This is a genomic window from Cytobacillus sp. GQ23, assembly GCF_059758675.1.
This window is the reverse complement of record NZ_JCAXER010000030.1, coordinates 19,188-37,857: the sequence shown is the minus strand read 5'-3', so window position 1 is coordinate 37,857 and position 18,670 is coordinate 19,188. Positions and strand designations below refer to the sequence as shown.

Annotated in this window: 23 protein-coding genes; 18 read left to right on the top strand and 5 right to left on the bottom strand. The window is 42.4% G+C overall.

Going from position 1 to position 18,670, the window contains the following annotated elements; all coding sequences use genetic code 11:
- Nucleotides 1–177 precede the first annotated feature (177 nt).
- Complete coding sequence (locus tag AC6CHU_RS21335) at nucleotides 178–864, top strand: hypothetical protein (RefSeq protein ID WP_201306456.1); 687 nt, start codon at nucleotides 178–180, stop codon at nucleotides 862–864.
- On the opposite strand, the gene AC6CHU_RS21330 is transcribed toward AC6CHU_RS21335, so the two are convergent.
- Complete coding sequence (locus tag AC6CHU_RS21330) at nucleotides 803–1,243, bottom strand: cell wall hydrolase (protein WP_159862350.1); 441 nt, start codon at nucleotides 1,241–1,243, stop codon at nucleotides 803–805. The genes AC6CHU_RS21335 and AC6CHU_RS21330 overlap by 62 nt on opposite strands.
- A 181-nt stretch (nucleotides 1,244–1,424) precedes the next feature.
- Between AC6CHU_RS21330 and AC6CHU_RS21325 the strand changes: the two genes are divergently transcribed.
- Both AC6CHU_RS21325 and AC6CHU_RS21320 read left to right on the top strand, forming a co-directional pair.
- Nucleotides 1,425–1,784, top strand: coding sequence for a hypothetical protein (locus AC6CHU_RS21325; RefSeq protein ID WP_498122742.1), 360 nt, complete (start codon nucleotides 1,425–1,427; stop codon nucleotides 1,782–1,784).
- Between the two features lie 24 nt (nucleotides 1,785–1,808).
- Complete coding sequence (locus tag AC6CHU_RS21320; RefSeq protein WP_498122740.1) at nucleotides 1,809–2,078, top strand: hypothetical protein; 270 nt, start codon at nucleotides 1,809–1,811, stop codon at nucleotides 2,076–2,078.
- Between the two features lie 84 nt (nucleotides 2,079–2,162).
- Here AC6CHU_RS21320 and AC6CHU_RS21315 read toward each other — a convergent pair whose 3' ends face one another.
- Complete coding sequence (locus AC6CHU_RS21315) at nucleotides 2,163–3,092, bottom strand: DMT family transporter (protein ID WP_498122738.1); 930 nt, start codon at nucleotides 3,090–3,092, stop codon at nucleotides 2,163–2,165.
- Nucleotides 3,093–3,300: 208 nt separating this feature from the next.
- Here AC6CHU_RS21315 and AC6CHU_RS21310 point away from each other — a divergent pair, with 208 nt between their 5' ends.
- Together AC6CHU_RS21310 and AC6CHU_RS21305 are read left to right on the top strand one after the other, a co-directional pair.
- Nucleotides 3,301–3,777, top strand: a complete 477-nt coding sequence (locus AC6CHU_RS21310; RefSeq protein ID WP_498122736.1) for an Lrp/AsnC family transcriptional regulator — start codon at nucleotides 3,301–3,303, stop codon at nucleotides 3,775–3,777.
- Nucleotides 3,778–3,902: 125 nt separating this feature from the next.
- The gene (locus AC6CHU_RS21305; RefSeq protein WP_498122735.1) at nucleotides 3,903–4,106 is read left to right on the top strand and encodes a ChaB family protein; all 204 of its coding nucleotides are present in this window, start codon (nucleotides 3,903–3,905) and stop codon (nucleotides 4,104–4,106) included.
- Between the two features lie 35 nt (nucleotides 4,107–4,141).
- Here AC6CHU_RS21305 and AC6CHU_RS21300 read toward each other — a convergent pair whose 3' ends face one another.
- On the bottom strand, nucleotides 4,142–4,609 hold the full coding sequence (locus AC6CHU_RS21300; protein ID WP_498122734.1) for an SRPBCC domain-containing protein: 468 nt from the start codon (nucleotides 4,607–4,609) through the stop codon (nucleotides 4,142–4,144).
- A 147-nt stretch (nucleotides 4,610–4,756) separates the two neighbouring features.
- Here AC6CHU_RS21300 and AC6CHU_RS21295 point away from each other — a divergent pair, with 147 nt between their 5' ends.
- Both AC6CHU_RS21295 and AC6CHU_RS21290 read left to right on the top strand, forming a co-directional pair.
- Nucleotides 4,757–4,948: a hypothetical protein gene (locus tag AC6CHU_RS21295; protein WP_159862344.1), complete on the top strand. Its 192-nt coding sequence runs from the start codon at nucleotides 4,757–4,759 to the stop codon at nucleotides 4,946–4,948.
- 111 nt (nucleotides 4,949–5,059) lie between these two features.
- Nucleotides 5,060–5,608, top strand: coding sequence for a GNAT family N-acetyltransferase (locus AC6CHU_RS21290; protein ID WP_159862343.1), 549 nt, complete (start codon nucleotides 5,060–5,062; stop codon nucleotides 5,606–5,608).
- A 27-nt stretch (nucleotides 5,609–5,635) separates the two neighbouring features.
- On the opposite strand, the gene AC6CHU_RS21285 is transcribed toward AC6CHU_RS21290, so the two are convergent.
- Nucleotides 5,636–5,980: a DMT family transporter gene (locus tag AC6CHU_RS21285; protein ID WP_498122732.1), complete on the bottom strand. Its 345-nt coding sequence runs from the start codon at nucleotides 5,978–5,980 to the stop codon at nucleotides 5,636–5,638.
- Nucleotides 5,981–5,982: 2 nt separating this feature from the next.
- Nucleotides 5,983–6,306, bottom strand: a complete 324-nt coding sequence (locus tag AC6CHU_RS21280; RefSeq protein WP_159862341.1) for a DMT family transporter — start codon at nucleotides 6,304–6,306, stop codon at nucleotides 5,983–5,985.
- Nucleotides 6,307–6,450: 144 nt separating this feature from the next.
- Here AC6CHU_RS21280 and AC6CHU_RS21275 point away from each other — a divergent pair, with 144 nt between their 5' ends.
- The 11 genes from AC6CHU_RS21275 (at nucleotide 6,451) to xylF (ending at nucleotide 18,627) form a co-directional block, all read left to right on the top strand.
- Nucleotides 6,451–6,639: a DUF4177 domain-containing protein gene (locus AC6CHU_RS21275; protein ID WP_159862340.1), complete on the top strand. Its 189-nt coding sequence runs from the start codon at nucleotides 6,451–6,453 to the stop codon at nucleotides 6,637–6,639.
- Between the two features lie 387 nt (nucleotides 6,640–7,026).
- Nucleotides 7,027–7,884, top strand: a complete 858-nt coding sequence (locus AC6CHU_RS21270; RefSeq protein ID WP_498122731.1) for a manganese catalase family protein — start codon at nucleotides 7,027–7,029, stop codon at nucleotides 7,882–7,884.
- A 134-nt stretch (nucleotides 7,885–8,018) separates the two neighbouring features.
- Nucleotides 8,019–8,792: a TerC family protein gene (locus AC6CHU_RS21265; protein ID WP_498122730.1), complete on the top strand. Its 774-nt coding sequence runs from the start codon at nucleotides 8,019–8,021 to the stop codon at nucleotides 8,790–8,792.
- A 119-nt stretch (nucleotides 8,793–8,911) separates the two neighbouring features.
- Nucleotides 8,912–9,217 carry a hypothetical protein gene (locus AC6CHU_RS21260; RefSeq protein ID WP_159862337.1) on the top strand — a complete coding sequence of 102 codons (306 nt, stop codon included), beginning with the start codon at nucleotides 8,912–8,914 and terminating at the stop codon, nucleotides 9,215–9,217.
- 278 nt (nucleotides 9,218–9,495) lie between these two features.
- Entirely contained in the window at nucleotides 9,496–10,608 is a 1,113-nt protein-coding gene (locus AC6CHU_RS21255; RefSeq protein WP_159862336.1) for a sugar ABC transporter substrate-binding protein, read from the top strand.
- Between the two features lie 84 nt (nucleotides 10,609–10,692).
- Entirely contained in the window at nucleotides 10,693–12,213 is a 1,521-nt protein-coding gene (locus tag AC6CHU_RS21250) for an ATP-binding cassette domain-containing protein (RefSeq protein ID WP_251283552.1), read from the top strand.
- A 12-nt stretch (nucleotides 12,214–12,225) separates the two neighbouring features.
- On the top strand, nucleotides 12,226–13,401 hold the full coding sequence (locus tag AC6CHU_RS21245) for a sugar ABC transporter permease (RefSeq protein ID WP_159862334.1): 1,176 nt from the start codon (nucleotides 12,226–12,228) through the stop codon (nucleotides 13,399–13,401).
- Between the two features lie 184 nt (nucleotides 13,402–13,585).
- Nucleotides 13,586–14,563, top strand: a complete 978-nt coding sequence (locus AC6CHU_RS21240; RefSeq protein ID WP_159862333.1) for a sugar ABC transporter substrate-binding protein — start codon at nucleotides 13,586–13,588, stop codon at nucleotides 14,561–14,563.
- Complete coding sequence (locus AC6CHU_RS21235; protein WP_498122728.1) at nucleotides 14,560–16,020, top strand: sensor histidine kinase; 1,461 nt, start codon at nucleotides 14,560–14,562, stop codon at nucleotides 16,018–16,020. The genes AC6CHU_RS21240 and AC6CHU_RS21235 overlap by 4 nt, the downstream gene beginning before the upstream one ends.
- The gene (locus AC6CHU_RS21230; RefSeq protein ID WP_498122727.1) at nucleotides 15,995–17,530 is read left to right on the top strand and encodes a response regulator transcription factor; all 1,536 of its coding nucleotides are present in this window, start codon (nucleotides 15,995–15,997) and stop codon (nucleotides 17,528–17,530) included. Before AC6CHU_RS21235 ends, AC6CHU_RS21230 begins: the two co-directional genes overlap by 26 nt.
- 29 nt (nucleotides 17,531–17,559) lie before the next feature.
- Entirely contained in the window at nucleotides 17,560–18,627 is a 1,068-nt protein-coding gene (gene xylF / locus AC6CHU_RS21225) for a D-xylose ABC transporter substrate-binding protein (RefSeq protein ID WP_201306455.1), read from the top strand.
- The last annotated feature ends 43 nt before the right edge of the window (nucleotides 18,628–18,670 follow it).

Genomic DNA, 18,670 nt, shown 5'->3' with positions numbered 1-18,670 from the left:
GGTGTGCGCTTATTTATACATATGGTAAATTACCAAAAATGTTATCCACATTTGCAGTCGTTTTTCTGGCTATAAGTTTTCTTTATTGGGGAGCAGTGTTAATCCATTTTATCAATTAGTTCAGCTGCCGGATGGCGGCTCTTTATTTTTGTAAAGGAAGTTACGGAGGAGGATCAAATGAAGAAAAGGAATATGAAAAAGTATCTTAAGAGAATGCTAATAACATTATTAGTCTCCTATTTTATATATAGTATTTTTATAAATCTCGGTTACAGAAATCATATTAAGCAAAGTCAGGAAAAAAATTATGAGCATTTGCGGACTATATCTGTAATTGGGGATAATTTGGCTCACCGGCTGGAGATATTTATGCAGATACCTATTGAACAAGAAGATGAAAAGAAAGACCAATTGTTTGACTCATGGAGGGTTGTCAGAGGTGAGAGCAGGAGTATTAAATCCTATTTGTCCAGTATGTACACAATACATATGGAGGATAAGATAAAGGAATGGAATTTGCTTCAATATAGCTTGTTTCACGCTGATATGTTTTTAGATGACATGACTAATAAGTTTCTGAAGAACAAGTCATATAGGATTAGCGATGAAGATAAAGAAAAAATGGAAGCAGTAATTTCTGTGTATCGAAATGTCAGCAAAGAAGCGGAACAGGAATCTGTCGATATAGAAAGGCTCCTGGAATCTATACAGGAACCCATGCTGGTTATAGATGATTATTATTCAGATGCCCTTCAAAAAACATATAATAAGGAAAAAGATCCCCCAATAATGGGGGTCTTGTTCACCAAGTATAGGCTCCTTCACATGTATTTGCTTTTGGTTCATAGTAGCAATGCTTTTTGAATTGTCCTGAGAAAGGCTGGTCGTACCAGGTTGGCGGACATGCAGCGTACGGATTGAAATACCAGAGAGCAAACTTGGAAGGATGCTGTCTCCAATAATCTAAGGTTTGTCTGGCCAATCTTTTTTCCACGCCTCTTGCTCTGTTATAAAAGACATTTCCTTTCTGAACAGCTTCAAAAGAATAATTCCCGCCCTGCACCTGGAAGATGACCTGTGGGATGGTCCTTAGGCCTTCAAAGTCGAGGCAATTCGCTTTCCGCCTATTGACGATTACATTTCCAACCATCAGCATCCCCAGTTTTCCTTCACCTTCGGCCTCAGCTCTCATCATCCTTGCCATTAATGCCACATCGCTGTCGGTATATTGTACTCTTGGCACTTTTTATCACCTCTAAAGGAATTGTATTAAGATATTCTGTAAACATGTTAACAGGTTCAATATAAGTCGGGAAAATATCAATTGGGGGTGCATACCGCATCGCGTTGAGCACCCCCTTATCAGGTATAAGAATGTTGGTGTTAATGAGTTTGCTAATTTATATGCTATGTCCGTTAAGGAAATGCAGAAAAGTAAACATTTGGTGAAACTTTCTTATTGGGAGTTCGTACCATTAGTAAAAGAGGTGGATGTCTTGAAAACTCAAAAGGAAGTAAGCCTGAAAAAGTTATTATATGGTTTTGGCCTATTTATTTTCGGAGGTATGGTTTTAACCAATATGACAAATCCGCTGCCTTCAATGGATAAAACCATGGAATTCCTGTTGTTTATTTTTGGGAGTTTTCTAATCTATTATTTTTTAGTGCATGTCTATTTCAGGGGAGGATTATGGAGAAAAATATTTTACCTGATTTTAATTCTGCTATGGGGGATTAGCATCTGTATGGCTATTTATCTTGCAGGAAACTTAACAGCTCACTAAATGGTTAAGAAAGGCTGGGATGGCTTGAGAAGACTAATAAAAGTCAGCAACATTGTATTTTTGCTGTTTTTAATGGCTGGCTGCAGCGTGCCGAAACCTAATGTGGACAACTTCCAGGAACTGCATACTGTTTACGGAAAAACATTACAGCAGCTTGAAGATGAGTGGAGAGAGTTTGTTCAAGAGAAACCCGTCCCAAATGAAGAATTGCTTCATAGCAATAACTCTCAGCTTCCTGGGATTATTAATCACTTAGCAGTGAATAAAAGTTCCTTATTAAATGAATTTTATTGAGGCAAATCCCTAGTTGCACTGCCCATAGTACATAATATAAAGTATGCAAAGTGCCTGCCCCATTTATGGAACAGGCACTATTTTTTATCTTTGCTTAACTGGCTCCCTTAGGAACACAGGTGCAGGTATCCCCATTTTTGTTTTTCCAGGCCTCTTTTTAAGTGCGGAGAATAAGAAACAACCCGCAATGACAATGATGCTTCCAATGGCTTGCAGCCAGTTCATGACTTCTCCTAAGAAGATAAAAGCCAATAGGGCTGTGAAAATGGGATTGAAGTTTAAAAACAGGCCGGAAGTGCTCGCTCCCACCTTGGAAATCCCAATGTTCCAAAACACCATGCAAAGAACGGTTGAGATCAGTCCTGTATACAGAATGGATAATAGAAAGGAAACACTGACATCTGTAACGGTGAAGTCAGCCATGCCGAACGGAAGAAGCACAAGAAGGCCAAACAAGCCTGAATATAAGATGGACATCATTGGTGAAACGAAAGACATGGCCCATTTACTGCAGACGGAATAGATGCCCCACATGCCCACCGCGGCCATCATGTACAGATCCCCGCTATTAAACTGCAGCGAAATCAGCAATTCCAGGTTTCCATTTGAAAGAACCAGCAGGACGCCAAACAATGAAACAAACATGGAGAGGAGCTGCAGGGTGTTTAGTTTTTCTTTAAGAAAAATAAAAGAGAAGGCAGCAATGGAGAACATATTTAAAGTAGAGATTAAGCCAACGCTGGTGGCTGATGTTTTCTCCAGTGCCATGAATTGCAGTGCCTGAAATAAAGCTACGCCCGTGATGCCCATCAGCCATAATGGCAGAATGGCTTTTTTAGGCGGCAGCAGCCGTTTCTCTTTATGCCAGACAAGAGGAACGAGACAGATAATGGCGATGGCCCATCTCAAAATGGTCAGGGTAGTAGGAGATGCATGATCTACAAGCGATTTTCCAACAATAAAATTTCCGCCCCAAAGTAAGCTGGTTAATAGAAGAAGCAGGTAATATTTCACGTCATCTAGCTCCTTTTCAGAGCCATTGTGCACAATGACATTGTTTATATGAATAATTTTAACATTTTTTATTAAAACCTAAAGATAATTTTGTATAATGATATTAATTTGAAATAATTAAAAGTTTATCAGAGAAATAGAATAAAAAATTCAGTTTACGCATTTGGTCTGAACTTAATTTGGAATAATTGAAAAGGGCGGATGGACAGTGGAATCAATTGTAAGCAAGGTATTGGATCACCTGGATATAAAAATCTTGGATTTGCTCCAAAAGGACGCGCGGATCAGCAATCTGGAACTGTCGAAAAGGGTGAATCTGTCGGCTCCGGCTGTACATGCAAGAATTAAGAGGCTGGAAACGGAAGGGTATATCCAGGAGCATGTCGCTATTCTCAACCATGAGAAGCTAGGGTTTGATTTATTATGCTTCGTGTTTATGAGCACGAATATGCACCAGGCTGATAAACTGGAGTCCCTTGAAAAGACGCTGGAATCCATGAAGGAAGTTTTAGAATGTCATTGTTTAACAGGAGAGTATGATTATTTGCTGAAGGTCGCCTGCAAGGATCGCAAAGGGCTTGAGATGTTTATCAGGAAGCTCAATGAATTGGGGATTACGAAGATTCAGACCAGCCTGGCTTTGAGAGAGATCAAGGATTCAACAGTGCTGCCGATAATGGAGTAGTCTTTTGAATCTATAAAAGTACGTTCAGGGGTGGAAACCAATATTATTTGCTTTTGGCATGTGTTTAAAACAAACCTTAACAGGAAAAATACCTATTAGAACATGTACAAGGGAGGAAGCAAATAATGCCATACGATAAACTAAGTGATCTGCCGGACTCTGTCAAAGATAATCTACCTCATCACGCCCAGGAAATATTTAAGGAAGCGTTTAATTCTGCAAGGGAAGAGTATGATGAGGAAGAAACGGCCTTTAAGGTAGCCTGGAGTGCAGTGAAGAAGAAATATGAGAAAAATGATGATGATAAGTGGGTTAAAAAAGAAGAGTAGATTGGTAAAAGGTGTCCGTTCGAGGACACCTTTTTTCAATCTTCTTCCGCTTCATTCTCTACATATCTCTTTAAATTCTCGTATTGCTCTTCAAACACAAATTTAGCCGTCCAGCCTAAAAGTTTGGCTGTCAGCTTATAAAAGAGGCTGCTCGGAATCAGGCTTGCCTCCACAATCAGGCGCGTCCCATCATGCTCCCTTGATAAGAGATACCTTGAAATGCTTAATCCCTCTTTGGAATGGGAGTGCATAACCACTTTATAGGGAGCCTCATATTCAATTAACTCGGAATTGATTTTGATGATTTTTTTATCCATTTTCTGAACGGTGACAAACTTAGTCCCGGGATGCGGGACTGGTTTATTTTCCTCATTATCATAAATGTTTTCGATCAGCATGGTATTCCAGAGCTTTATCTTTTCATCTTCATCCACGTATTTAAAAACCAGATCAATGGGGGCGTGAATAACATCTTCATATCTATAAACCAGTATTTCTTTCATGTTAAAATCCTCATTTTCTATTTAATCAAAAGCATCTTACTAGTTTTTTCGGCAAAGCTTGCTGGAGATTAATAAAGTCTTTTATTTTGTAAATTTTCTGAAACTAAATAAGCCGTCATCCGTATATTCAGATAAGGGGTGATTAACATGTCAGGAATAATTATTATGGGTTTTTTACTTGTTATTTTGATTGGTATTAGTGGTTCCAAACCATCGAAACGTACTTATGACAGCGGGGATTTCTCTTCCCATCATTTTATAGGAGATTATAGCAGCAGCTCGGATAGTTGTAGTAATTTCGGAGGAGATGGCGGCGGCTGCGGTGGAGGCGGTGACTGAAAAAGATAGAAGTCCGGAACAGAGCTGTTGTTCATAGAGTGCCCCTGATTAAGGGGGCACTTTGATTATTCTAGGCAGGTTAAAGGAAATGGCTGAAAGGGAGAGTCTAATATGGTTAAAGCTCGAATAAGAAGACCAAAGCCAGCGGATATAGATGAGCTGAACCAATTCTTTAGAACAGTGATTACCGATACATTTCATAAAGAAGGTATAGGGGAGCTGCACGAAGACATAGAAAAAGAGATAGAAGCCAAGAATAGTTATCTGCAGCATGATCTGTTAAGCGGCGGCAATGATAGATTTTTTTTAATTGCCTTAGCTGAGGAGAAGATTATCGGAACTATTGAATACGGACCTGCAAGTGAGCTCATAGACAAATGTACAGAGGGGGCACTCAGTGGTCTTTATGAAGTGGGAACAGTATTTGTACATCCTGACTATCAGAATTCAGGCATAGCCAATCAATTGCTAAATGAAATGTATTTGACTCTAAAGAATAAAGGTGTGGAAGAGTTCTGTCTGGATTCGGGCTATAAACATTCACAAAAGATATGGGAAAAGAAGTTTGAAGAACCTGATTATTTGTTTAAGGATTATTGGGGGGACGGGGCTCATCATATGATTTGGCGAGTCAGGGTTAATGAGTTGTTTTCTGTATAATGAGCTTATGTAAAAAAAAGAGCCTCATCATGAAGGCTCTTCTGCTGTTTCGGCACTGTGAGATGAATTTAATACAATGATACCGCCAATAATCAGCATGATGCCGGCTATCTTGAGGCTGCTGAAAGCTTCTCCCCAAATAATGGCGCCTATCAAAGCAGTTAACGCAGTCCCTGCCCCGGACCAAATGGCGTAAGCCAGACTTAATGGAACGGTCCTAAGACATAATGATAAGGAATAAAATGAAAGTGCATAGCCAATGGCAACTCCTGCAGATGGAAGCTGCACAGTAAAACCTTCCGACAGTTTGAGCATGGTAGTAGCAAAAACCTCTCCTGCGATTGAAATGATTAAGAATACATATCCCCTCATATTTAATGGCCCCCGCCGCTATTTAATAAGATGACCCCTCCAACTATTAAAACCAAGCCCAGAAACTTTTTGCGGTTTACCTTCTCTTTGTAAATAAAGATCCCGACTAAGGATGTAAGCACAGTTCCAAGGCCTGCCCAGATTGCATAGGCTACGCCGAGAGGAAGTGTTTTTAATGCAAGTGATAAGGCATAGAAAGCAGCAGCATATCCAATTATTACGCCAAGTGAGGGCAGCACTTTTCTAAATCCGTCTGATGCTTTGAGCATGGAACTGCCAAACACCTCGGTTACAATGGCCAATCCTAAAAGTAAATACGCATACATATTGTTTCCGGTTCCTTTCTAAAATGGATTCAATTTATTTTACCTCTCTGGACGTGCCCATTGCCAAATACTTGAGAGGGAAAGTGAAACCAATTCATATCTAAACCGCACCTTAGGTAAACTACACTTGGGAGGGGTGTTTATATGTATGATTACAAATTTATAAAAATTAACGTTGGGGCTTTTAGCGGCAAACCAAAGGAAGACTATGAGGAAATTATTATTCAGCAGGCACAGGAAGGATGGCGCCTGCATACCTTCACTCCGCTTCCGTTTGCTTCAGGGGGACAGGCATTGGAAATACAACTCATTTTTGAGAGGGAGCTTAAATGATAAAGAAGATGTGCCTATGAATTTCCAGTCAGGCAAAACGAGGTCTCTATGGATCGATCAAATAACCAGCAAAAGGTGTGAAATAAAGGATCCTTCAGATTTCTCCTGTATGGACTTATGTTTCAGGTAAAAGGATTGTTCTGCTGGGAGAGACATCCATGAAATCATGACGGTAATGGTTTTGTTAATCTGACTAGAAATGGAGAGTACTCGGCGATTGCAAGCTGTCTTAAGGTTGCTTTATTTTTCATCGGAACTTTATTTTTTATTAATGCAAGGTCTTTCTTTTCCGATAAGTGGGTGCCGGGACGTCAATCCGGGATGAATAATGTGCCTCCATTCAGGCATTCTAATTAAGAATGCTTTGGAAAAGGAGATTGATGATCTATGTACTTTTATAAAGAAGACTTAATCAATATGATTGTACCCGATAAACCCGATCCGCATGCGGCGAAAGTGCTGCAGGAGGCATTGGGCGGACAGTTTGGCGAAATGCGGACCTTGATGCAGTTCTCATTCCAGAGTGCAAATTTTAGAGGCAAGGCGAAGCAATATCGCGACCTGATTAGAGGCGTATTTTTAGAAGAGCTTAGCCATGTGGAGCTCGTCCAATCCACGATTAATCAGCTTCTGAACGAAGCCGGAGGGGATATGCCTGGCAACCAGGCAGCAGATGGGGCTCCTTTGGATGATGTCATCCAGGGAGGCGCGAATCCGCATCATTTCATAATGGGGGCGAAGGCATCGCTTCCAGTTGATGCCGGCGGCAATCCGTGGAACGGTTCCTGGGTTTATGACCATGGAAACCTGGTGGCGAATCTTATCAATAATGTGATGCTTGAATCGACGGGTGTTCTGCAGAAATCAAGGATTTACGAGATGAGCAGCAATAAGACGCTGAGAGAGACGATTGCCTTCCTGATAGTCCGCGATAATGCCCATCAAAATGCGTTCGCAAAAGCGCTGGAAACGTTGGGAGTGGATTGGGGCAAAATATTCCCGGTTCCTAATTACGATTTAAATAAATACCCTGAGTGCCGAAAATATGTGGAAATGGGCTTCCATAATGCACAATTTAATTTCAGGCTGGATGATACCCGGATAGGAGAGGTATTCCAGGGTAAAACTCCAAGCCGAAATGGCGGAGATCTTGCTGTTGTGGAACCGCCAAAAGGCTATCCTGTTCCTGAAATGCCAGAAATGCCAAATGAGCATGCGCCGGGGCTTTTTGATTTGAATAATTAGTTTCCTTCTTCTGGCGTCCTGAGTACAGGACGCCGTTTTTTTATATATTTTTTTAGGTTTCCTCTAGCATTTTTGGGGAATCTATAGTTATCTAAATAATGAAGAACTGGTTGTTTCTGAAAGGAGTGCAGCGAATGGAGTCTATCTGGCTCGAGTACGCATGGGCATTATTGATATTAATTGGACTCGAAGGATTGCTGTCGGCTGACAATGCACTTGTCTTAGCTGTCATAGCAAAGCATTTACCGGAAGATCAGAAGAAAAGAGCGATAAATTATGGAATCATTATGGCGTTCGTTTTCCGGTTTGGTGCGTTATTTGCCATCTCATTTATTGCAAACGTCTGGAAGATTCAGGCAATCGGAGCTGCCTACTTATTGTATCTTGGCTTAAAGCATGTGATTAAGGCCAGGTTTGGGAAAGAAAATAAAAATATTCGCGAGGATGTGAAGGAAGAAGCTGCCGGGAAAGGATTTTGGCCAACAGTAGGAAAGATTGCATTAGCCGATCTTGCCTTTGCCATCGATTCGATTTTGGCTGCTGTTGCACTTGCACTTGGTTTGCCGGATTCACCGCTTGCCGATTTCGGCGGCATGGACGGCGGGCAGTTTATCGTAGTCGTGCTTGGCGGGATCGCCGGACTGATCCTGATTAAGTTCGCGGCAACCTGGTTTGTGCAACTGCTTGGCAAACGGCCGGCATTGGAAACAACGGCTTATGCCATTGTTGCCTGGGTTGGTGTAAAGCTTGCTGTTATCACGCTTGCCCATGAGGATATTGGTGTTCTTGATCACCATTTTCCTCATAGTACTGGCTGGACAATCGTCTTCTATGGAGTATTGGTGGCCATTGCACTGCTTGGGTGGTTTGCTCCGGGCAAAAAACAAACGGAAGGTGAAGCTTTATAAATATAAATGCGCTGATCTAAGGATTAGCGCATTTTTTTGTTCCTGAATATATCAGAATTTCAAGAAAATACAGAGGTATTTCAGTTGCCCAATCGGCTACAGCTGTTAATGGCTCTGGTATGGAAGCCTCCTCACTTGCGGCAGCAGGGAATAAGGCGGTAGCCAGTACTATTGAACAAATCAATTCCATTCAAGAGACTGTCAATACAGCAGCTTTGAAACAATTAGCCAGGGGGACAGAAGGAATTGCCCGTTCCATCGAAAGTTTGGCTATGATATCAAAGGAACTATCTGCAGCGTCGCAAAGTGTGGCTGCATCATCTGTAGAACAGTTATCTTCTATAGAAGAAATTGCTGCATTGGCCGAACATATTAGCCTGAGGGCTGAACAGCTGCAAAAACTGGTTGGCAGGCTGAAATCTTAATAGGTCAATAGGCTTGCACAGAGCCTTTTTATACAGGCAGCCCTTTGAGGGCTGCCATTTTTTTGTCTTAACAGGAGGAAGGAGCTTTTGTCTGAAAAAAAGGGATCCGCCAGTCAGTATCCATAAGGATAAACAGCGGTGTCCAGGATTAGTTGAAGAATAAAAATTTACAGATAATATTAAAAGAGTGCTATTGATAACGCTTTCATAGTCTAGTAATAAAGATATAATTTTCATGTAGGCAAGTAATTTTTATCCATTATAAAGGGGGAAAAAGAATGAAAAGAAAGTGGAAAGTTATTTCTCTTATGCTGACTGTTTTGATGTTTGCATTTATTGCGGCAGGATGCAGTGAAGGCACTGGCGGCAGCAGCAGTGAAGTAAGTGTGGGAATTGTGCTGCCAACCAAGGATGAGCCTAGATGGGTTCAGGATGAGCAAAGATTTAAAGACGCTTTAAAAGGTACAGAATATACAACTGAAATTTTGTTTAGCCAGGGATCTTCCGCCAAGGAAAAAGAAAATGTTGAGACTTTGCTGAACAAAGGAATTGATGTGCTGATCATCTGTCCGCAGGATGGAGATGCAGCTGCTGCAGCGGTTGAAGCTGCAAAAAAAGATGGCGTAAAAGTCATTTCTTATGACCGTTTAATTACGAATACAGATGCAATTGATTATTATGTAACATTTGACAGCCTTGCTGTAGGAGCTGCTCAGGCGCAATACCTGATCGACAATGCAAAGGGCAAGGATACGCCTTTATATCTGTACGCAGGAGCTGCTTCTGATAACAATGCTTTCTTATTCTTCCAGGGAGCATGGAGTGTGCTTCAGCCAAAGATTGCAGATGGGACATTCAAAATTGCGAACTCAAGCGAAGCTGAGGCTTTAAAAGATACAGCTGATCTGTCCCGTGACCAGCTGAGCAAAATTATTGGCCAGGTGACAACAAACTGGGATCCGAACGAAGCAAAGAATAAGGCTCAAACGCATTTGACAGCTGCATCTGATGATATGAAAGGCGATGTGGCTATTCTTGCTCCGAACGACGGAACTGCACGCTCCATCGCAGATGTTTTTGGAACTGACAGTGCAGTATCCAGCTACCTTGTTACAGGTCAGGATGCTGAGAAAGCATCTATTCAGTATGTGATAGATGAAAAACAATCTATGACAGTATTTAAGGATGTTCGTACTCTTGTACAAGATGCAATGGGCATGGCAATTGAAATCCTTGAAGACAAGGACCCTGAGACAACAGGTTCTTACGATAACGGAAAGATTGAAGTGAAAGCAAAGCAAACAGATGTAATTGTTGTAGACAAGGACAATGTGAAGAAAGAACTGATTGATTCTGAATATTATAAAGCAGATGAATTTACAGGGCTTTAATTAATAATGGACGAGAAATAGTGATAGAAGCGTCTATCACTATTTCTCCTTCTGAATAGCTTTTGGGCTAAGGAGTGAGTCATAATGAGCGAAAATATTTTGGAGATGCACGGAATTTCCAAAGAATTCACAGGTGTTAAAGCGCTCAGCAATGTCAATTTCAAGGTGGAGAAAGGTGAAATTCACTGCTTGATTGGTGAAAATGGAGCGGGCAAATCCACTTTGATGAAAGTACTCAGCGGCGTTTATCCTTATGGCACCTATCAGGGAGATATTGTATTTGAAGGCAGTGTGCAGCAATTCAATACAATCAGCGACAGCGTAAAATCAGGAATCGTTATTATCTATCAGGAGCTGGCCTTATTTCCTGATCTCACAGTCTATGAAAATATTTTTGCAGGCAATGAAATTAAGCAAGGCGGAATTGTCGATTGGAACCGGACGATTGCAGAAGCTAAAAAAATGCTGGATAAAGTTAAGCTTGATGTGAATCCTGAAACGCTTGTAAAAGATCTGAGCGTTGGAAAACAGCAATTAGTCGAAATTGCAAAAGCATTAAGCAAGGACGTGAAACTGCTTATTCTCGATGAGCCGACTGCAGCATTGAATGAAGATGACAGCGAAAATCTGCTGGATCTGTTAGGTGAGCTTAAAGAGCAGGGAATTACCTGCATCATGATCTCCCATAAATTGAAAGAAGTCATCTCCATTGCAGACAAGGCGACGGTGCTTCGTGATGGCCAAACCATTTGTACCCTGGACGCAGCAAAAGGCGAAATCTCTGAAAATCTCATTATTAAAAACATGGTCGGCAGGGAGATTGAAGATATTTATCCGAAGAGGCCGAACAAAACATTTGGCGATCCTGTCCTTGAGCTTCGCGACTGGTCTGCGTATGCGGTGCACCTGGGCAGACAGGTTGTAAAAGATGTTAACTTCCATGTTAAGAAAGGAGAAATCGTCGGGATTGCGGGCTTGATGGGGTCAGGCAGGACAGAACTTGCCCTGAGTATTTTCGGAAATCCAAAATCGTATAAAGTACAAGGCGAGCTATTGGTGGATGGCGTTCCTAAAACGCTGAAGCATCCGAGTGACGCCATCAGGTCGGGGATTGCATATGTGACAGAAGACCGGAAAGGGGATGGGCTGTTTTTAATACAGGATATTAAAAACAACATCTCTGCAGCTAACCTTAATCGTATTGCTGTCAATGGAATTATTAACGATAACGAAGAAGTGAAGGAAACAGCGGAATATAAAAAGTCCATGTACATTAAGGCATCTTCCCTTGAACAGGTTGTCGGCGACTTGAGCGGGGGGAATCAGCAGAAAGTGTCGCTGGGCAAATGGCTATTTGTCGGACCGAAATTGCTGATCCTGGACGAGCCGACGAGGGGCATTGATGTCGGGGCTAAATTCGAAATTTATACGATTATGAATAAATTGATCGAGGAAGGCATGAGCATCATAATGATTTCTTCAGAACTGGGTGAAGTCCTGGGGATGAGCGATCGTGTCTATGTCATGGCGGAAGGACAAATAAAAGGCGAGCTGTCGATTGAGGAAGCAAATCAGGAAAGTATTATGCAGCTTGCTACGCAATAGGAGGTTAAACTAATGGAATTTATTAATGAAGCAAAAACGCTATTTAAAGATAATATCCGTGATTATGGCATGTACATTGCCTTATTCGTTATTATGCTTACCTTCACCATTATGACTGACGGGTTATTTATGTCTTCACGGAATATCAGCAATCTCCTTGATTCAACAGGATATATCGCAGTCCTTGCAGTGGGAATGACGCTTGTGATCGTGATTCGGCATATTGACCTGTCAGTCGGATTCGTCGCCGGCTTTTTGGGAGCCATTGCAGCGATTCTGTTAACGGGAATGGGAATCCCTTTTTATATCACCATCCCCATCATCCTTGTGCTTGGCATTGTAGTCGGGCTGTTCAACGGGCTCCTGGTTGCAAAATTCGGCATCCCTTCTTTCGTAGCAACTCTTGCAGGAATGCTGATCTTTAGAGGAGCTCTTCTTCAGGTAACGGAGAAAACAGGAACGATTATTATCAAGGACGACGGATTTAACGCTATCGGTAATGGGTTCATCCCTTCCCTTATGCAAGTGAATGGGCTTCACCTGCTTACCCTGATACTGGGATTATTAGCTATATTAATGTATATATACAGTGAAATTTCCACCCGCAAAAATAAAATTAAATATCAGTTTGAGGTAGTATCAAAAGGGATTTTTATCCTAAAATTAGTGTTTGTTTCTGCTATCATATCCTATATTACCTGGATCCTTGCAGGATACAACGGTTTTTCCTGGACAGTTGTCATTATGCTTCTGGTGGTTGTCATTTATCACTTCCTGACAACCAAAACAGTGCTAGGCAGGCATGTATATGCAGTCGGAAGCAATCCGGAAGCTGCGCATTTAAGCGGAATCAATGTAAATAAAATAACGTATATTGTATTCGGTTCAATGGGGATGCTGGCTGCACTTTCAGGCATTTTATTCACTTCAAGGCTTCAATCAGCGACCACTACAGCAGGGACTTTATTTGAACTTGATGCCATTGCAGCTGCTTATGTCGGAGGGGTTTCTTCTGCCGGAGGCGTAGGGAAAATCACCGGTGCTATTATCGGAGCTGTTGTTATGGCCTCTTTATCAAGCGGGATGAATCTTCTTGGTGTAGGCGTTTCTCTCCAGTATATGATTCGTGGAGGCGTATTGGCCGGAGCTGTAATTTTTGATGTCATGACCCGGAAGAAAAGAGGATAGATTTTCAGTTTTCTGGAATCATAGTATGACAGAATGGTTTGGGGCATCTGTTGGATCAGGATGCCCCAGCTGTGTGTTCAGGCTGCTTATCAACCACCTTTCATCCTGCTATTCTATCGAAAGTAAAAAGGTGATATGATTAAAAATATTCAGTCATTTATACTGTGGAAACGGAGATACTGCCTTGCGTAAAATAAGTATTTTAATAATTTGCATCACATGCATCGCCCTTGGCTATTTTACATTGGCACTTGCTAAGAAAGCGTTTACAACAGTAGAGGATCTCCCTGCTATTGCAGACGGAAAGGATATGAAATACCGGCTGGTCCTGATTACTCAGGAATTAGACACTCCTTTCTGGGACAAGGCAGGCATCGCAGCAAAGGAACAGGCGCGGAAGGATGGAGCAAGTCTTGAAGTCTGGGGAAGCTATGGAAAGAACCAGGAAGATTTTCTGAAGAAGCTGGAGATCGCGATTCAGTCAAAAGTGGACGGCATTATTGTTCAGGGTTTGGATGCTCAGGAATTTAAAGATTTAGTTAAGGTAAAAGCTGCTTTTTATGGCATTCCGATTATTACAGTGGCCAATGATGTACCAAAAGCTGAAAGTCTGAGAAAAACATATGTAGGCTCTGACCAATATCTGGCCGGGCAGTTAATTGCAGAGCAGCTTATCGACGACATGGGTCATGAGGGGAAAGTCATACTCATGGGCGACAAGCATAAGGAGTATTATCTGCAGCAGCGCTTAAACGGCATTCATGATGTCCTGAAAGCTTATCCCGGCATCCGCACCGTCTATGCTGAAACGGGGGATGTCAGGGAGGAAATTATTGCTTCGACTCAGAACATGTTAAATCTAAATCCGGATACTGATAGTTTTATAGCGATTAAAGCTAATATAGCCGAAGCAATGATTCAGGAAATTGGAAGGCGATCACAGGTTGAGCCTTATTACATTTATTCATTCGATGATGGTCCGGATTCACTGTCTTTACTTACACAGGGAAAGCTTGATGGAATCATTGAACAATCTCCTGAGAAAATGGGAAGTCTCAGTGCTGAGCTGATCTTAAAATGGCTTAAAGATGAGGAAGTGCCGCTAAAATCTGACGGCTATCTCACCGATATCAGGATCTTAAAGGCAATGGAAGAGCAATGAATAAAATTCATAAGAAGATCTGGGCACTTACAACGGTCATTCTATTGATTATGGCAGCCATTTGGGTCACACTGACCTACTATAATCAGAAAACTCAGAATCAGTACAACGACATTCTTCAGCGATACCTCAGGATGAACGAGGTGACAACAACCAGCCAGCAGGTAATCGCAGACTTGAATAACTACTTTATCACACCATCTCCGGAAAATTTGGAAAAACTGAACAGCAGCAAGGAAAAAATGAAAAAGGTGCAAAAGGAAGTTATTTATCTTCGAAATTCGGAAAATGAGTTTGCTTTGACCAATTATATAAATCTGATTGACAGCCTGGCAGAGACCGCAGACCGCTCCCTTCTGTTCTTTAATGAACATGAGAAAGAGGATTCTGCTAAAGAGTTTGCGGAAGCGACGCGCATCTCGTTGTATATTTCCGAGATGACGCTTACTTTAATTGATAGTGAATTGAATACCTATGAACGTTTTTACAGGGGAATCATTGATCAATCCGGGGAAATTAAAAAGCTCGGGATTTGGGTTATGCTGATGATAACCTGCCTCTTGATGCTTTTAACTTATGGATTTTCATTAAGCATTACCAAGCCTGTACAGAAGCTGACTCAAGCTGCAAATGATTTATCAAGAGGAAGATTTCACCTGCCGATAAAGGTCGATTCAAATGATGAAATTGCCTTCCTTGCTCAAACCTTTGACCGTATGAGGATTAATATAAATAATCTGATATCAGAGATACAGCATAAAGCACAGCTGGAGCATGAGCTGCAGGAAAGCAAGCTGCTGCTGAAGGAAAGCCAGCTATTAAATCTGCAAAGCCAGATCAATCCCCACTTTCTATTTAACACACTTAATACTCTTTCAAAGAAAGCCTATCTGGAAGGCTCTCATGAAACCAGCGACCTGCTTGTAAGTGTTGCGGGCATACTGCGCTATAACTTAAAAAGGCTTGACCGCCCTGTCACACTCAGGGAAGAGGTAATGGTCCTGCAGCAGTATATGGATATTCAAAAAGCAAGATTTACAGATCGCCTGCAGTTAAAGATGTCAATCGATGAATCCTGTCTCCATGTGGACATCCCTGGCCTCACACTGCAGCCGATCATCGAGAATGCTGTTAACTATGCAGTTGAACCAAGGGAAGAAGGCGGAGTCATTTGGTTTCGCATTCAGGATGGAAATGACTGTGTGATTATAGAGGTGGAAGACGATGGTCCGGGCATTGAGGAATCCAAAATTAAACAAATTCTTCAAGGGCAATTCACCCAAACGGATGGAAAAACAACGGGCATCGGATTTACCAATGTCGTCAGGCGGCTCCGGCTCCTTTATGGATATGAAGATATCATGAATATCGAAAGCAGCGCAGCCGGAACAAAAGTGGTGATGAGAATACCGAAAGATAGGAGGGGGCAGCATGACAAAACTTCTGATTGCGGATGATGAGCAAATTGAAAGGGAAGGCCTTGAAGTGATTCTGCAGAAGGCATTTCCGGATGTTGAGATCAGCCAGGCGAAAAATGGAAAGATGGCGGTTCAAATGGCTGAAGAGCTTCATCCTGATTTAATTATGATGGACATTCAAATGCCGGGGATGAACGGCCTCGAAGCGATTAAGCTGATCAGTGAAGAAGATCCGGAAATTAAGTTTATCATGATTACTGCATTCGATACTTTCGATTATGCCCGCCAGGCGATAAAGCTTGGGGTTAAGGACTATCTGCTGAAGCCGAGCAAGATCACTGAAATTGAGACAACAGTCGGGAAGGTGCTTGAAGAGATTGAAGAAGAGCGGAAATTCCGCGCATTGACGAAGATTCAAAAGGATGCGCTGCAAAAGGCACTTCCGGTGATTGAGACGGATGTCGTAACACAGCTGCTGTTCGATCACGTCCATGAAGTTCATTTGGACATGCTGGTCGAAATGCTTGAAATTCCTTCAACCCATGAACAATTTGTTATGAGCATTTTGCTTCCCGAAGGACATGAGTATCTTTATACCCCGGTAAAAGAGAAGGTAAGACAAGCAGGCAGTGCATGGGTAGGTGCCCTATATGGACGCCAGCTGCCGATCATTGTTTTTCGGGAAAAGCAGCAATCATTCCGCTCTCAGGCGATATCCATTGCGGGTGAAATCCTGTCCCTTCCGAAAAAGGATTCATTAGAAGGCTGGTTCATAGGAATTGGGAATGTTTGCGGATCATTGCAGACCATTCGTCAATCCTATCAGGAATCTCTCATTGCGACCATGGACTCCACTCTTCCTGTTAAATACCGATTTTACTCTGATGTGCCGGCTCTCAGAACCGGGGAAGATCTGCAGCTGACTAAAGAGCGAGAAAAACAGTTTTTCGATCAGGTCAGGCTTGGCAAATGGGATCAGGTCTCTCTTAGTGTAATGGATATGATCCAGCGGTGTGAAAGAGAAAAGGAAGGGGTTGTTCAGGCTCAGCAGCGTGTTCTGCAGATGCTCTGGATTGCATCACGGGTAATGAGTGAAATTGGGTCAGAGAGTCCTGCACCATTTTTTGCTTATCAAACCCGGGATTTCCGCCAATTGCGCACGGAAGCCGAACAATTGATAAAATTAATGAAAAAATCCTATGGGGAGCATTACAACCGTTTGGAAGCAGACACCATACAGCAGCTGAAACACTATATAACCGAACATTCGCATGAGGATATTTCTCTTGAAGCACTGGGAAGGAAAGTGGGGCTCAGCCCGATTTACATCAGTAAAATGTTCAAAGAAAAGCTTGGGGTAAACTATATCGACTTCCTGACTGAATGCCGTATTGAAAAAGCAAAGAAGCTGATGGCTGATGCAGGGAAAAGCCTGAAAGAAATCACCTTTGAGGTAGGCTATCATGAGCCGAATTATTTCAGCAAGGTTTTCAAAAAAATGTGCGGCCAGTCACCGACAGAGTTCCGCAAAGCCCTTTTGGGCAAATAGGATTTATGAAAGAAAAAGGGGCAAGGAAGATGTATAGAATCCACTGGAAACTCATTTTGACTGCGCTGTTTCTGGCATGCACCCTGTCAGCCTGTGAAATAGGTACAGTGCGTGATGGGAATCCCGTTCCTGCTGCTGGTGAACAAATGAATGGCGGCGGGGAGGAAAAGTCAATTAAGATTGGCTTTTCAATGGATACACTATTGGAAGAGCGCTGGCTGAAGGACAGAGATCTGTTCAAGGAGGCTGTTGAAGAGCTTGGAGCCGAAGTGGAGATCATGGCGGCTAATGGGGATGACGCCGTTCAAATATCGCAGGCGGAAACCTTAATTAAACAAGGGGTGGACCTGCTGGTTGTTGTTCCCCATAATGCTGAAGCGACTGCTTCAATTGTCAAAAAGGCACACGAAGCGGGCATTAAGGTGATCTCATATGACAGGCTCGTAAAAAATGCGGATATTGACTTATATATATCTTTTGATAATGAAAAAGTTGGCGAACAGCAGGCAGAAGCAATCACAAGGCTGGTACCTAAAGGAAAGTATGTATACATTGGGGGAGCAGTCACCGACCATAATGCTCATTTATTCAAACGAGGAGTCTTTAATGTGCTCCAGCCCTTTATTGAAAGAGGGGATATACAGGTTGTATATGATCAGTGGTCCAGAGATTGGACGCCGGCTAATGCATTTGTGAACATGGAAGAAGCACTTAACGCCAATCAGGGTCAAATAGACGCAGTGATTGCAGCTAACGATGCAACCGCGGGTGGAGCCATCCAGGCGCTCGCTGTGCAGGGGCTGGCAGGGAAGATCCCAGTAGCCGGACAGGATGCCGAGCTTGCTGCTGCCCAGCGGATCATCAGAGGCACGCAGACGATGACAGTATACAAACCTATCGGCACACTAACCAAAGAAGCTGCTGAACTTGCGGTCAGAATGGCAAAGGGAGAGTCTGTTGAAGCAAACCAAAAAATCAACAATGGCAAAATCGAGGTCCCTGCCGTCCTTCTTCCGCCAATTGCCGTAGATAAAGATAATATGGATCGGACTATTATTGCTGATGGGTTCCATTCCCGGGAAGATGTTTATAAGTAAGGACTTTACCTCTCCAGGTATTGCTTCAACCGGTCTTTGCTGG